Annotated in this window: 12 protein-coding genes; 3 read left to right on the top strand and 9 right to left on the bottom strand. The window is 66.9% G+C overall.

Annotated elements, in window-relative coordinates; all coding sequences use genetic code 11:
• Nucleotides 1-48: 48 nt before the first annotated feature.
• From K6142_RS04605 to dut, 9 genes are all read right to left on the bottom strand, one after another.
• Nucleotides 49-720, bottom strand: coding sequence for an endonuclease III domain-containing protein (locus K6142_RS04605; protein ID WP_190244885.1), 672 nt, complete (start codon nt 718-720; stop codon nt 49-51).
• Nucleotides 721-1,100: 380 nt separating this feature from the next.
• On the bottom strand, nt 1,101-1,961 hold the full coding sequence (locus K6142_RS04600; RefSeq protein WP_190244884.1) for a 50S ribosomal protein L11 methyltransferase: 861 nt from the start codon (nt 1,959-1,961) through the stop codon (nt 1,101-1,103).
• A gap of 4 nt (nt 1,962-1,965) precedes the next feature.
• Complete coding sequence (locus K6142_RS04595) at nt 1,966-2,655, bottom strand: amino acid ABC transporter permease (protein WP_190244883.1); 690 nt, start codon at nt 2,653-2,655, stop codon at nt 1,966-1,968.
• A 117-nt stretch (nt 2,656-2,772) separates the two neighbouring features.
• Nucleotides 2,773-3,474 carry an amino acid ABC transporter permease gene (locus K6142_RS04590; RefSeq protein ID WP_015946768.1) on the bottom strand — a complete coding sequence of 234 codons (702 nt, stop codon included), beginning with the start codon at nt 3,472-3,474 and terminating at the stop codon, nt 2,773-2,775.
• A gap of 66 nt (nt 3,475-3,540) precedes the next feature.
• Nucleotides 3,541-4,356 carry an ABC transporter substrate-binding protein gene (locus K6142_RS04585; protein WP_190244882.1) on the bottom strand — a complete coding sequence of 272 codons (816 nt, stop codon included), beginning with the start codon at nt 4,354-4,356 and terminating at the stop codon, nt 3,541-3,543.
• 177 nt (nt 4,357-4,533) lie between these two features.
• Nucleotides 4,534-5,262 carry an amino acid ABC transporter ATP-binding protein gene (locus K6142_RS04580; RefSeq protein ID WP_015946766.1) on the bottom strand — a complete coding sequence of 243 codons (729 nt, stop codon included), beginning with the start codon at nt 5,260-5,262 and terminating at the stop codon, nt 4,534-4,536.
• A gap of 559 nt (nt 5,263-5,821) precedes the next feature.
• Nucleotides 5,822-6,172, bottom strand: coding sequence for a hypothetical protein (locus K6142_RS04575; RefSeq protein ID WP_190244881.1), 351 nt, complete (start codon nt 6,170-6,172; stop codon nt 5,822-5,824).
• A 264-nt stretch (nt 6,173-6,436) separates the two neighbouring features.
• The gene (locus tag K6142_RS04570; protein ID WP_190244880.1) at nt 6,437-7,645 is read right to left on the bottom strand and encodes an aspartate aminotransferase family protein; all 1,209 of its coding nucleotides are present in this window, start codon (nt 7,643-7,645) and stop codon (nt 6,437-6,439) included.
• Between the two features lie 93 nt (nt 7,646-7,738).
• Nucleotides 7,739-8,248 (bottom strand): dUTP diphosphatase, encoded by a 510-nt coding sequence (dut, locus tag K6142_RS04565; protein WP_190244879.1) that lies wholly within the window; start codon nt 8,246-8,248, stop codon nt 7,739-7,741.
• Between the two features lie 147 nt (nt 8,249-8,395).
• Between dut and glgP the strand changes: the two genes are divergently transcribed.
• The 3 genes from glgP to trmFO all read left to right on the top strand — a co-directional run bounded on the left by glgP (nt 8,396) and on the right by trmFO (nt 13,726).
• The gene (gene glgP / locus K6142_RS04560) at nt 8,396-10,966 is read left to right on the top strand and encodes an alpha-glucan family phosphorylase (RefSeq protein WP_190244878.1); all 2,571 of its coding nucleotides are present in this window, start codon (nt 8,396-8,398) and stop codon (nt 10,964-10,966) included.
• A gap of 303 nt (nt 10,967-11,269) precedes the next feature.
• Complete coding sequence (locus K6142_RS04555) at nt 11,270-12,136, top strand: substrate-binding periplasmic protein (RefSeq protein WP_190244076.1); 867 nt, start codon at nt 11,270-11,272, stop codon at nt 12,134-12,136.
• 249 nt (nt 12,137-12,385) lie between these two features.
• The gene (gene trmFO / locus K6142_RS04550; RefSeq protein ID WP_190244077.1) at nt 12,386-13,726 is read left to right on the top strand and encodes a methylenetetrahydrofolate--tRNA-(uracil(54)-C(5))-methyltransferase (FADH(2)-oxidizing) TrmFO; all 1,341 of its coding nucleotides are present in this window, start codon (nt 12,386-12,388) and stop codon (nt 13,724-13,726) included.
• Nucleotides 13,727-13,774: the final 48 nt, after the last annotated feature.

Here is a 13,774-nt window from a genome sequence, read left to right as displayed (position 1 = left end):
GGCAGCCGCCCGGAACGGCAGGAACGGAAGCCGGATCAGACGCATGGCTCAGGCCACCCCGCCGTCAAGGAAGGAGCACAGGGGGCAGTCGGCGCAACGGGGGGCGCGGGCGCGGCACCAGTCCTTGGCCACCCGCACGATGAGGGCGTGGTATTCGTTGTACAGGGGCACGTCCGGTTCCAGTACGTCCATGAACACGTCGCGCAGTTCGTGGTAGGGGATGTCGTCCGGCACCATGCCGTGCCGGTGCAGGATGCGCCGGGTGTAGGCATCCACCACGAAGGTAGGCAGCCCCACGGCGTACAGCAGCACGGAATCCGCCGTTTCCGGTCCGACGCCCGACACCTTGAGCAGCCGGGGGCGCAGGTCGTCGAGGTCCTTACCGGCCAGCACGCCGAAGTCGAAGCCGCAGGCATCGTCCAGGAAACGCAGCAGGTTGCGCAGGCGCACCGCCTTCAGCCGAAAGAAGCCCGCGGGGCGGATCAGCTCTGACAGTTCCGCCTCGGGCAGGGACAGCAGCGTCTGGCCGCTGGCCAGCGCGCCCGCGTCCCGCAGGCGATAGATGGCCTTTTCCACGTTGGTCCACGCGGTGTTCTGCGTCAGCACCGCGCCCACGCAGATTTCCAGCGGCGTCTCGCCCGGCCACCAGCCGCTCGGCCCCAGCCGGGCGTGCATGGCCGCGTACATCTCTCGCAGCAGGCGTTCCCGTTTCCCTCGCATAGGCCGACACCCTAGCCTCATCGCGCATGCCCCGCAACCGATGGCGCGTCTCTGTTTCGGGGGCTGTGCATATGCCTCCGGCAGCAGGTCGTGTCTTTTTTTACGCCTCCGGCGGGCAGGGGGCATGGCCCCCTGCACCCCTTAAGGGAATATTTTTCCAATAAAAATACCGCGTCACTACATCGAGTAACGCGGTACAAAAATTCTCGGCCTTCCCCTTCACTACCCCAATTGAAAAGTTTTGGGGGGAGGGGTCCGGGGAGGGAGACCTTTTTACGCTCTGCGGTCGCCATCCGTAAGATTCGCGCTTCGCGCTCATCTAACGGCTGCCGCAAAAGGTCCCCTCCCCGGTACTTCCGTAATTTCGTAACTCTTCTTCCCTACTCCCAGATCAGGGCGGCCCATTCGCCTTCCACGCGGCGGCGTGCGGGGGGCATGCCGAGGCTGGTGTAGGCGGCTTCCACGCCATCGGCCTGTACGGCGAGCAGGCCGGAGAGCACGAGGCACCCGCCGGGGGCCAGCAGGCCGAGGATGTCGGGGGCGAGGTCTTTCAGGGGCTGGGCGAGGATGTTGGCGAGCAGCACGTCGTAGCGTTCGCCCTGGGCGACGCCGGTGCTGCCGAGGCGCACGTCAATGGCGGGGGCCACGGCATTGATGACACGGTTTTCCTCGGCGTTTTCCACGGCCAGCATGTCGATGTCGGTGGCCACGCCGGTCATGCCCAGCTTGGCGCAACCGATGGCGAGGATGCCGGAGCCGGTGCCGAGGTCGAGAAAGCGCAGACCTGGCCGCAGCCGACCGGAGGCGGCCAGCTCGGAGACGGCGCCGAGACACAGGGCGGTGGTAGGATGGTGGCCGGTGCCGAAGGCGGTCTTGGGCTCGATGACGATGGGGGTGCGGCCTTCAAGGTCCACGGTGTTGATCATCCATGGGGCGATGACCATGAAGTGGGTGCCGCAGGGCACGGGCGTGAAGAAATCGCGCCAGGCCAGGGTCCAGTCGGTATCGGGCACGGAATCGCGGGTCACCTCGGCGCGGGGCAGTTCGGCGCGCAGGGTGGCCAGAAGCTGTTCGCAAAAGGCGGGGTTGTCGGTGTGCACGCGCAGGCGCACGGAGCCGTCGGGCAGGCTTTCCTCTTCCCAGCCGAAGGGCACGGCAAGGGCCAGGACGGCGTCGACGGTTTCGAGATCTTCGGGGCAGTCGGCGGCAATGACGATGCTGATGCGGATAAGGTCGGACACGTGGTTACCTTGCCTGGTATCGGGCCATCTGCCGTTCCATGCGCCGGCTTGCGGCGGTCAGGGTCCAGCAGACGATGAAGTACAGCACGGCGATGGTGAAGAAGAGTTCCGCCGGAGCGGTCAGCTCGCGGTTGTTGATCTGGGTGGCCGTGCGGGTAAGTTCGGAAACGCCGATGATGTAGGCGAGCGAGGTGTCCTTGGTCAAGCTGACGAACTGGTTCACGAACGAGGGAATCATGTTGCGCAGGGCCTGCGGCAGGATGACGTAGATCATGGCCTGGGTCTTGGAAAGCCCGGTGCCGCGCGCGGCCTCCATCTGGCCGTGCGGTAGCGCAATGACCCCGGCGCGCACGATTTCGGCGATGTAGGCGCCAGTGAACACGATGAAAGCCACAAGGGCGCTCTCCGCCTCTGGCAGGGTATGGCCGAGCACGATGGGCGCAAGGAAGTAGAACCAGAAGATCAGCATCAGCAGCGGGATGCCGCGAATGACTTCCACGTAGATGATGGCGGGCAGGCGCAGCCACCAGCGGTCGGACAGGCGCAGCAGGCCGAAGCCGAGGCCCAGCCAGAACGCGCCGAAAATGCCGCCGATGGCCAGCACCACACTCATGGCAAGACCGCCCAGCGGCCCCTGCGGCCACGAGCCCACGAGCAGGTAATCGAAATTTCTCCAGACGACGTCCCACTGCACGCCGGTTGCTCCTTGCGACTGATTCTGAAACATGGGCGGCGCGCTGCCCGGCGGTATCCGGGGTCACGCGGCGCCGCCGCGCGAAAAGGCCGGGCCGCCAGTGCGGCGCGGGGATCGTCAGTACTTGATGGTCCGCAGGAAGTACTTGTTGTACTGGGTGATGCTGAACGACACCAGCAGCGAGATGGTGAGGTAGATCAGGGTGCTGACCGTGAACGCCTCGAACCCGTGGAAGGTGTATGACTCGATCTGGCGGGCCATGTAGGTAAGTTCCATGACCCCGATGGTCATGCACAGCGACGAGTTCTTGAACAGGTTGAGCGCCTGCGAGATCAGCGGCGGCACGATGATGCGGAAGGCCTGCGGCAGGACCACGTAGCGCATGGCCTGAAGGAAGGTGAGGCCGCAGGCGCGCGAAGCTTCAAGCTGCGTGCGCGGAATGGAAAAGATGCCGGAGCGGATCTCTTCGGCGATGAACGCGGCGGTGTACACCGCAAGGGAGATGACCCCCGCCGCGAACTCGAAATTCTGCTTGTACAGCCACTGGTTGACGGCTGTGGGCAACACCGCGTCGGAACCGAAGTACCAGAAGAAGATCTGGACCAGCAGCGGCGTGTTGCGGAAGAACTCCGTAAAGCCCGCGCTGAACCACACCAGCGGGCGCACGGCGGAAAGGCGCATCACCGCGATGAGGGTGCCGAGGGCCATGGCCAGCACCAGCGAAAGGGCGGAAATCTGGCAGGTGACCACGACGCCGTCGATGATCCACTGCAAGTATTCGCCGGAGAGGACGAGTTTCCAGTCGAAGTTGTACTGCAAGACGGTATCCGCGTGAAAACGGGGGGCGCGGCGATGGCGCCGCGTCCCCCGTCGGGTTGGTGCGTGCTAGTAGGGCCAGGTTTCCATCTTCCAGGTGAGCGGCAGGTAGTACTTGGTGTCCTTGCCGAACCACTTGTCGTAAAGCTTCACGTATTCGCCGGAATTCCACAGGTCCACCAGGGTGCGGTTGACCAGGTCGCGGAACTTGGAATCGTTTTCGGCAAGGCCCAGGCCGTAGGGTTCGGGCGAGATGTAGTCGCCCACGATTTCCCACTTGTCGGGCTCGGGGTCGGAATTGCGCAGGCCGAGCAGGATGGTGGAGTCGGTGGTGACGGCTTCGGCCTTGCCCTGCTTGAGGGCCAGGAACGCCTGCGGGTACTCGTCGAAGGAGACCACGGTGGCCTCGGGCTGGGCGGCCTTGATGTTCTTTTCGGAGGTGGAGCCCTTGGCGGTGGCGACCTTCTTGCCCTTCAGGTCCGCCGCGCTCTTCACGCCGCCGCCCTTCTTCACCAGCAGCTTCTGGCCGTCCATGAAGTAGGTGATGGAGAAGTCGATGACGTCGTCACGCTCGAACTTGTGGGTCATGGTGGCGGCCACCATGTCCACGGAGCCCTGGGTCAGCATGGGGATGCGGGTGGCGCTGGTGACGGTCTTCAGTTCCAGCTTCACGCCCATCTTGTCGGCGACGGCCTTGCAGATGTCGATGTCGAAGCCGACGATCTGCTTGCTCTGTTCGTCGATATACCCGAAGGGCACGGTGGAATCCTTGACGCCGCAGACGAGCGCGCCGCGGGCCTTGATGTCCTCGATCTTGCCCGCGTGAGCCATGGTGCCGGTAAGCACCACGCACAGGGCCACGGCCAGTAGCACAAGACGCTTCATGAGAGTTCTCCCTGCTGATGCGGTTCGGGGGGCCGCAGGCCCCCGGGATGGGCGTTCGTCCGTCGTCCGAACCCGGCGTGCCGCTACGCGGCTGCCGGGGGTATCGCGTGTCGTGCCCGAGGCGCAGGCGCGCCGCCCGGCTGAGGGCCTGCCGACGGCGCGCGTCGGCAGGAAGCGCTACAGAATTTCCCGCAAGAAGGCCTGGGTGCGCTCGTGCTTGGGGCTGGAGAAGAAGACGTCCGGCGGGGCCTCTTCGATCACCTTGCCCCCGTCCATGAAGACGACCCTGTCCGCCACCTCGCGCGCAAAGCCCATTTCATGGGTCACGCAGAGCATGGTCATGCCCGCGCGAGCCAGGTCCTTCATGGCATTGAGCACTTCGTTGATCATTTCGGGGTCGAGCGCGCTGGTGGGCTCGTCGAACAGCATGACCTTGGGCTGCATGGCCAGGGCGCGGGCAATGGCCACGCGCTGCTGCTGGCCGCCGGAAAGCTCCACGGGGTACTTGCGGGCCTGATCGTGGATGCCCACGCGCTCCAGCAATTCCATGGCGATGGATTCCGCCTTGGCCTTGGGCATCTTGCGCACCTTGGTGGGCGCAAGGGTCACGTTGTGCAGCACGGAAAGATGCGGGTACAGGTTGAACTGCTGGAAGACGATGCCCACCTCGGTGCGCAGTTCGTTCACGTCCACGCCCTTGTCGTGGATGCTCTTGCCTTCGAGCAGGATCTGCCCCTTCTGGATGGGCTCCAGGCGGTTCAGGCACCGGATGAAGGAGCTCTTGCCGGAGCCGGAGGGGCCACAGATGACCAGCACCTCGCCCTTCTCCACCTTTTGGGTGATGCCCTTGAGCACGTGGAATTCGCCGTACCACTTGTGCACGTCGTGGAATTCGATCATCGCCATGCGCGGCCGTCCGTATGCTGTACCGGCGGGGGCGCGGGCCGCCGCCGTCTTTTTACCATATTGTCAGGAATGCGCCCCGCGATGCAGTACACTGCACCACCCCGGGCAGAACCCCGGACGGCGCGCTGGCCCCCTTGCGCGGCGTGACCGGACATGCACGGGCAGGGGTGGGTGCCCCTGCACGGCTCCATTGGCCACTGCACCGCGAAAGCCATACTGCCGACACGGGAAAGCCACCGCATCGGTCGCAGGAAGTGCCACACGTTTCTACAGGCGTGTTGCGGTGTTGTAGCGGACGGCTTGAAGCGCTGTCAAGCGAAATCATTAACAAAAACGTAAATAGCCTATGCCTGCGGGGGATTGCGGGAACAATGCGCTACCCAGCGGCCCCGACCGCTCCGCCGTCTCCGCCATGTCTGCCCGGCGCTGGCATCCCCTGCCCCGCGCGAGTGCAACCCCCTGCAAGAAATCAAGAACGTGAAACGGCGCCCACCCTTGCGGGCAGACGCCGTGCATCAATCGGTCAGCCCCTGTCTGGCCGCGCCACACAGGGCAGCCATCAGGCGTACATGTCCACCAGGGCGCCCGCGCCGGAATAGGCCGCCCCCAGTACCGACTTCTGGAAATCGTAATCTGCGCTCATGGAGCCTGACCAGCCCGTGGGGCTGGTTCCGCCCGTGCTGCCCATGCCCGGCGCATTCATGTAGTCCAGGGTCTTGCCCACCACGGCGGCGCCGAAGGTCTGCTTGTCCCAGGGTGCCGCCTGCAACGGCGAAGACGCCACGCCGTTCATGGTGTCCAGCGTCTTGCTCACCACCGCCGCGCCGAAGGTCTGGCTGTCCCATGCGCCGGAACTGCCGAAGCTGCCGGAACTGCCAAAACTGGTAGACGATATGCCGAGGTCGCTCATGCCCCTCACCTCCTGCGCGCTGGCCGGGCATCCGTGCCGTGCGGCGGGCGCGCCATGCATGTACCGCGCGGCCACGTCCCGCCGCACGGTTTTCCCATGTTCACTGCATACCGTAAGTCCGGCAACCGGGTCACGCCATTATTTTGCCGGGCTTGCCCGCGCCATGCGAAACGCCCCGCCGGGCGGTCCGAAAGACCAGCCGACGGGGCGTCGTGCATCATGCGTGAAGGGGGATTCCCGTGCGGTGCGTCAGGCAGGCATGCGCTATGCCGACGTGCGCGCGGACAGGATATCCTCCAGCGCGTCGGCAAAGGCATCCAGGTCGGCGCGGGGAATGGTCAGCGCGGGCAGCAGGCGCAGCACGCAATCCTGGGTCAGGTTGCAAATGAACCCCCTGTCGATGAGCGCCTGCCAGACTTCCTTGCCGGGGAAGGCCAGCACCACGCCGATCATCAGGCCAAGGCCGCGCACGTGGTCGATGGTGCCGGGCAGCTTTTGCCCCATGGCCCGGAAGCGGTCCATGATGCGCTCGCCTTCCGTGGCGGCCCGGCCCGCCAGATCGTCGCGCAGCATGATTTCCACGGTCCTGGACGCCACGGCGGAAACCAGCGCCCCCGCCCCGAAGGTGGTGGCGTGGCTGCCCGCCACGAAGCCGCGCGCCACCTCGTCGGTGGTCATCATGGCGCCCATGGGCAGGCCGTTGGCCAATGCCTTGGCGCAACTGACGATGTCCGGCGTGAGGCCGTAGTTCTGGAAGGACCAGAACCGGCCGGTGCGGCACATGCCCGCCTGGATTTCATCGGTCATGAACAGCACGCCCTTCTCGCGGCACAGGGCCTGCACGGCGCGGGCGTAGTCGGGGTCCAGCGGGCACACGCCGCCTTCGCCCTGCACGATTTCCACCAGCACCCCGGCGGTCTGCGGCCCCATGGCGGCGCGCAGGGCCTCGATGTCGCCCGACGGAACCTGCCGGAACCCTTCCGGCATGGGGTGGAAGCCGTCCTGGAACTTGGCCTGCCCGGTGGCGGCCACCGTGGCCAGGGTGCGCCCGTGGAAGGCGCCGGTCAGGGTAATGATTTCGTAGGCTTCGCGCCCCTGCACGCGCTGCATGTAGCGCCGGGCCAGCTTGATGGCCGCCTCGTTGGCCTCCGCACCGGAATTGCAGAAGAACACCTTGGCGCAATGGCTGGTGGACAGCAGCCTTTCGGCCAGGTCCAGCTGTTCTTCCTGGTAGAAAAGATTGCTGACGTGCACCAGCTTGCGGGCCTGGGCGGCGGCCACCTCGGCCAGTTCCTCGTGGCAGTGGCCCAGCGAGGTCACGGCGATGCCGGACAGCAGATCCACGTATTCACGCCCGTCAACGTCCCACAGGCGCGACCCCTGGCCCCGCGCAACGGAAATGGGGTACCGGCCGTAGGTGCGGCACAACAGGGATTCCTCGCGCGCTTTCAGCGCTTCGAACCGTTCGCTCATGGCGTGTCTCCGGAGAATGATGGAAGTATTCGGATGCGGCGGAGTGCGGTGGGGTTGCCCACGTCTCTGGCAGTTTCCGGTCGGAAACAGTTTCTACAGAGCGCCGGTATGCCCGAACCCGCCCGCGCCGCGCGCCGTCTCGCCAAGGGCATTCGCCTCTTCGACGAGGGCGTGGAAATACGGCTGGAACACTAGCTGCGCGATGCGCTCGCCACGGCGAATTCGTCGTTCCTCGCCAGAGGTGTTCAGCAGCGAGACCACGATCTCGCCGCGATAGTCGGGGTCGATGACGCCGACCCCCTGGCTGACGGTAAGCCCCATGCGCGTGCCAAGCCCGCTGCGCGAGTACACGAACCCCGCCGCGCCGGGCGACAGGGGCTCCACGGCCACCCCGGCGGGGATGGCCAGCCGCGACCCGGCAGGCAGGATCGCCTCTTCCGCGTCCATGCAGGCGCGCAGGTCCATGCCCGCGGAAAACGGCGTGGCCGGGGCAAGGCCGCCGGGGCCGTCGCCAAGAGCGTACAGCGCCCGGGCGTCGCGCAGGTAGCGCACCCGCACCCGCAACGCCGGAGTTCCCTCGATAACGCTGCTTGCACTTGTCACGAAAAAGCTCCTGTGAAAGAATACCGTAACTCCACAGACCCGCTGGCCCCCGACGATCAAGCGGGGGGCCGCCGGACCGTCTGTTCCTATGCCACTCTCGCAGGCAAGTCAAAAGCACACACGCCGCACCGCCGGGAGGTACGCAGCATGCAGCCGCTCAAGGTCTTCAGCGTCATCCCCAAGCTGCCCGAAGGGCTCGAAGGGTTGTGGGAACTGGCCTACAACCTCTGGTTCTCGTGGAACAGCGACATGGAGACCATCTTCTCGCAGATGGACCAGCGCCTGTGGCAGGAAAGCTACCGCAACCCGGTATGGTTCCTGAACCACGTGCCCCAGCGCACCCTTGAGGAACTCTCTCGCGACGCGTTCTTCAAGGAACGATTGGCCGATGCCGTGGAGCAGTTGCGCCAGTACGTGGGCAGGCCGTCGCCCCACAAGTTCGAGGGCGTCGCCACCGGCACGCCCGCCGTGGCCTATTTCAGCCTGGAATTCGGCCTGGCCCTGTGCCTGCCCATCTATTCCGGCGGCCTCGGCATTCTGGCGGGCGACCACCTGAAGTCGGCCAGCGACCTCAACGTGCCGCTGGTGGGCATCGGCATTGCCTATCAGCAGGGATATTTCCGCCAGTACATGACCCCCGACGGCTGGCAGCAGGAACGCTACCCCGTCTACGATTTCGAGCAGATGCCCATGCGCCCTGCCCTGACGCCCGACGGCCAGCCCGCCGTGGTGCGGCTGGACGTGGGCGACCGCCCCCTTGCGGCGCGCATCTGGCAGGTGGCCGTTGGCCGCGTGACCCTGTACCTGCTGGACACCAACCTGCCGGAAAACCCGCCCGACTTCCGCCAGATCACCGAACGGCTGTACGGCGGCAACATCGAAATGCGCCTGTGGCAGGAAATCCTGCTGGGCATCGGCGGCATCAAGGCGCTGAAGGTGCTGGGCATCGACCCCAAGGTCATCCACATGAACGAGGGGCATTCCGCCTTCGCGGGGCTTGAGCGGGTGCGGCTGTACATGAAGGAGCACGGGCTGCCCTTCGAGGCCGCAACGGAGGTTGCCGCCTCCGGCTCCATCTTCACCACGCACACCCCGGTGCCCGCAGGCAACGATCGCTTCGCCCCGGACCTGATGCACCGCTACTTCGAATCCTACGCCCGCGACATGGGGCTGGCCTTCAAGGTGTTCATGGCCCTTGGGCGAGAAGCCCCCCACGACGACGCGGAACCCTTCTGCATGACCGTGCTGGCCCTGCGCCTGTCGCGCGCCAACAACGGCGTCTCCACCCTGCATGGCCGCGTGTCGCGCAACATGTGGAAGCAGGTGTGGCACCAGTTCCCGGTGGAGGACGTGCCCATCGGCGCACTGACCAACGGGGTGCACGCGCCCACCTGGGTGGCCCAGGACATCGGCATGCTGTACGACAGGTACCTTGGCTCCAACTGGCGCGAGGACCCGGACTGCGCCCGCGCCTGGAGCCAGGTGGACACCATTTCCGACGCCGAGTTCTGGCGCACCCACGAACGGCTGCGCGCCCGGCTGGTGGACTTCGTGCGCGAGCGGCTGCGCCGCCAGCTGGCCGCGCAGGGGGCGCGGCGGCAGGACATCCAGGCCGCCGAAGAGGTGCTGAACCCCGAGGCCCTGACCATCGGCTTTGCCCGGCGCTTCGCCACCTACAAGCGCGCCAACCTGCTGTTGCAGGACCGCGAACGGCTGGAACGCATCCTGGGCGACCGCGAACGCCCGGTGCAGTTCATCATCGCGGGCAAGGCGCACCCCCAGGACCAGGGCGGCAAGCAGCTGATCAAGGATCTGATCGCCTTCAGCCGTTCGCAGGGCGCGAACATGAGCGTGGTCTTTCTGGAAGACTACGACATGGAGGTGGCCTCGTACCTGGTCACGGGCTGCGACGTGTGGCTGAACAACCCCCGTCGCCCCCTGGAGGCCTGCGGCACCAGCGGCATGAAGGCCATGCTCAACGGCGTGGTGCAGTTCTCCACCCTGGACGGCTGGTGGGACGAGGCCTACAGGCCGGACAACAGCCTGGGCTGGGCCATCGGCAAGGGCGAGGAATACGACGACCCGGACTACCAGGACTTCGTGGAGATGCAGACCCTCTACAACATCCTGGAAAACGACATCATCCCGGAATTCTACGACCGAGGCCGGGGCGGCCTGCCCCGCTCGTGGATACGCCGCATGAAGGCCGCGCTGAAGGAGCTTGCCCCCCGCTACAACTCGCACCGCATGGTGCTGGACTATCTGGGCACGGCCTATTCCCCGGCCCACGGCTACTACATGCGCCTCGCGCGCGACGGCTTCGTCCCGGCGCGCGAGCTTTCCGAATGGCGCATGGACATGATGACCAAGTGGAGCGCGGTACAGATCCGCAACGTGCGCAGCCGGGTGGAGGACACCCTGCACGTGGGCGATTCGCTGCGGGTGGAGGCGGAACTGTACCTCGACGACATCGCGGCGGAACACGTGCTCGTCCAGTTGTACGCCGGGCCGCTGGGGCAGGACGGCTCCTTTGCCCAGCGCCAGCTGACGGTCATGACCCCCGAGGGCGAACGGCGCGACGGCTGGCAGACCTTCAGCGGCAGCACCCGCCCGGCGGAGGCCGGACGCTTCGGCTTTACCGTGCGGGCCGCACCGGTGCACCCGCTGCTGGCAGACCCGCATTCGCTGGGCCTCATCCGCTGGGCCTCGCCCGCATAGGCAGCCCGCGTGATGCGCCCGCGCGCAGGGCGCGCCGCCTGCATCCGCCACCGGATGCGGGCGGCGGCGCAGGCCTTCCGGCGGCACATGGTGCCGTTGACGGTGGCGTGCGCTCTGGCGGGGCTCACGGGTTTGGCGGGATTGGCCGGATTGGCGGAGCGGGCCGGGCTGCCTGGCCTGTCGGTCACGGGTAGCATCACGCCGTCAGCGGCCATGGCCCAGCCGGGGCAAGCCCGGTCGGAGGCGTCTCTGCCAGATACGTCTCGACCGGAGCCGTCTCGACCGGAGCCGCATCGCCCTGACATGCCCGCGCCGGGCCAGGACGTGTCCATATCCGGGGGGTCCGCCGTATCCTCGGAGTCTGCCCCGGCATCCACCGCGCCCGCGTCCGCAATCAACGGAACAGCGCATCCCGGCGGCCAGCGGACCACCCCGCCCCCGGCCCGTCCGGCCAAGGGGTCTGGCGGGGGTTCCGCCCTGCACATTGCCACCTACGACTGGCCACCCTACGTGGAACACAATCTGCCGCACGGCGGCTACGTGGCGCGGGTCATCCGGGCCGCGCTGGCTTCCGTGGGGCTTGAGGCGCGCCTCGAATTCATGCCGTGGGCCAGGGGCATGTCCCTGCTGCGCGACGGCAAGGTGACCGCCGTGGCGCCCGCTTACAGAACCGCCGAGCGGGAAAGCGAATGCGACCTGTCCGCCCCGTTCCCCGGCGGCCCGCTGGCGTTGTTCGGGCTGACGGCCAACACCCTGCACTGGAACGACCTGCGCGACCTGGCCGGGCTGCGCATCGGCGTGGTGCGCGGCTACGCCCATACCCAGGCCTTCGACGCCGCGGCCTTCCTGCGCAAGGAGCCCGCCAACGACGAACTGGCCAACCTGCGCAAGCTGCTGGCCGGGCGCATCGACGCCATGGCCGCAGACCGCAACGTGGTGCACTTTCTGCTGCGGCGCGACCTGCCCGCACAGGCCGCCAGCCTTGCCGAATTCGACCCCATCCTGGGCGAACGCGACCTGCATGTGTGCTTTTCACGCGCGCGGCCCGACCATGCCGCCCTGCGCGAGGCCTTCGACAGGGGGCTGGCCACCATACGCGCCTCCGGGCTGCTGGACGAACTGCACCGCGAAATGCGTCGCCTGACCGAGGAGCAACCGGCAGGGCAGTAACCCGCATCAGACATCCCGCCCTGCCCCAGCCCGGCACGGTTACGGCCACGGCATGGCTTCCTGCGGCATGGCGGCCCGCCCAACCATCGGCCCGGCGGCATGCGCCCCACCGTACCGCTTCCAGCGCCACATCCCCCCTGCCCCGCTTGCCTGCCGGGCGGAAATGCCCTACCTCACCCGCAGGCTTGGCGCGCCCGCCGCGCCGCAGGCCGTTTTCATCCCATCCGCCCAGCCCTTCCGGAGGACATCTTGACCGCTCTCGTCACCGCCGCCATCGCCGGGGGGGGCCTTGCAGGCTGCGAATGCGCCCGCAGGCTCGCCCGCGCCGGGGTTGCCGTCACCCTGTACGAAATGAAGCCCCAGACATTTTCCCCGGCCCATGCCAGCCCGGACCTTGCCGAACTGGTGTGTTCCAATTCTTTGCGTTCGGATGACATCGCCTCCGGCGTGGGGCTGCTGAAGCAGGAGATGCGCGAACTGGACAGCCTGGTCATGCAGGTGGCCGAGGCCACCCGCGTGCCCGCGGGCAAGGCCCTGGCGGTGGACCGCGAGCTGTTTGCCCGGCGCATGACCGAGACCATGGAGGCGGAACCGAACATCACCGTGGTGCGCCGCGAAATCACCTCCATCCACGCGCCGGAACTGGCCGCCGCCGACGTGGCCGTGGTGTCCGCCGGGCCGCTGGCCAGCGAGCCGCTGGCCGCATCGCTGGCCGAGGTCGTCGGCTCGCGCCATCTGTATTTCTACGATGCCATCGCGCCCATCATCTCCGCCGAATCCGTCGACACCTCCATTGCCTTTCAGGGCTCGCGCTACGACGAGGGCGAGGGCGACTACCTGAACTGCCCCATGAACCGCGAGGAGTACGAGGCCTTTCACGCCGCCCTGCTGGCCGCCGAAAAGGCCCCCACCCACGAGTTCGAGAAGGAAGTCCACTTCGAGGGCTGCATGCCCATCGAGGCACTGGCCGAACGCGGCGAACGCACCCTGGTCTTCGGGCCGTTCAAGCCCGTGGGCTTCACCGACCCGCGCACCGGCCAGCGCCCCTACGCCATCGTGCAACTGCGCGCCGAAAACCTGAACCGCACCGCATACAACCTCGTGGGCTGCCAGACCAAGCTCAAGTACGGCGAGCAGGAACGCGTGTTCCGCATGATCCCCGGCCTCGCCAACGCCGAATTCGTGCGCCACGGCTCCATGCACCGCAACACCTACGTCAACGCGCCCCTCGTGCTGGCAGACGACCTTGCCCTGCGCCCCCACCGCCACGTGCATCTGGCCGGGCAGATCACCGGCGTGGAAGGCTACGTGGAATCCGCCGCCTGCGGCCTGTGGCTGGGCATGCTGCTGGCCGCCCGCGCACTGGGCCGCGACCTGCCCGCCCCGCCCGTGGACACCGCGCTCGGCGCGCTGCTCCACCACCTGCGCACCCCCGCCAAGAACTTCCAGCCCTCCAACGTCAACTTCGGCCTGATGCCCGAACTGACCCAGCGCGCCAAGAAACGCGACCGCAAGGCCCTGTACGCCGAACGCGCCCGCGCCAGCTTTGCCGCATGGATGGTGGGTGTGCCCCCACTGGATAAAATCTGAAGAGAATCCGGGAAGGGGGAGCTTTAAAAAGCTCCCCCTTCCCCGAAC

It is taken from the genome of Nitratidesulfovibrio sp. SRB-5, from assembly GCF_019931275.1.
Classification (GTDB): Bacteria; Desulfobacterota; Desulfovibrionia; order Desulfovibrionales; family Desulfovibrionaceae; genus Cupidesulfovibrio.
Note: the sequence above shows the minus strand (reverse complement) of the source record. Positions and strands in the feature narration are given on the sequence as shown.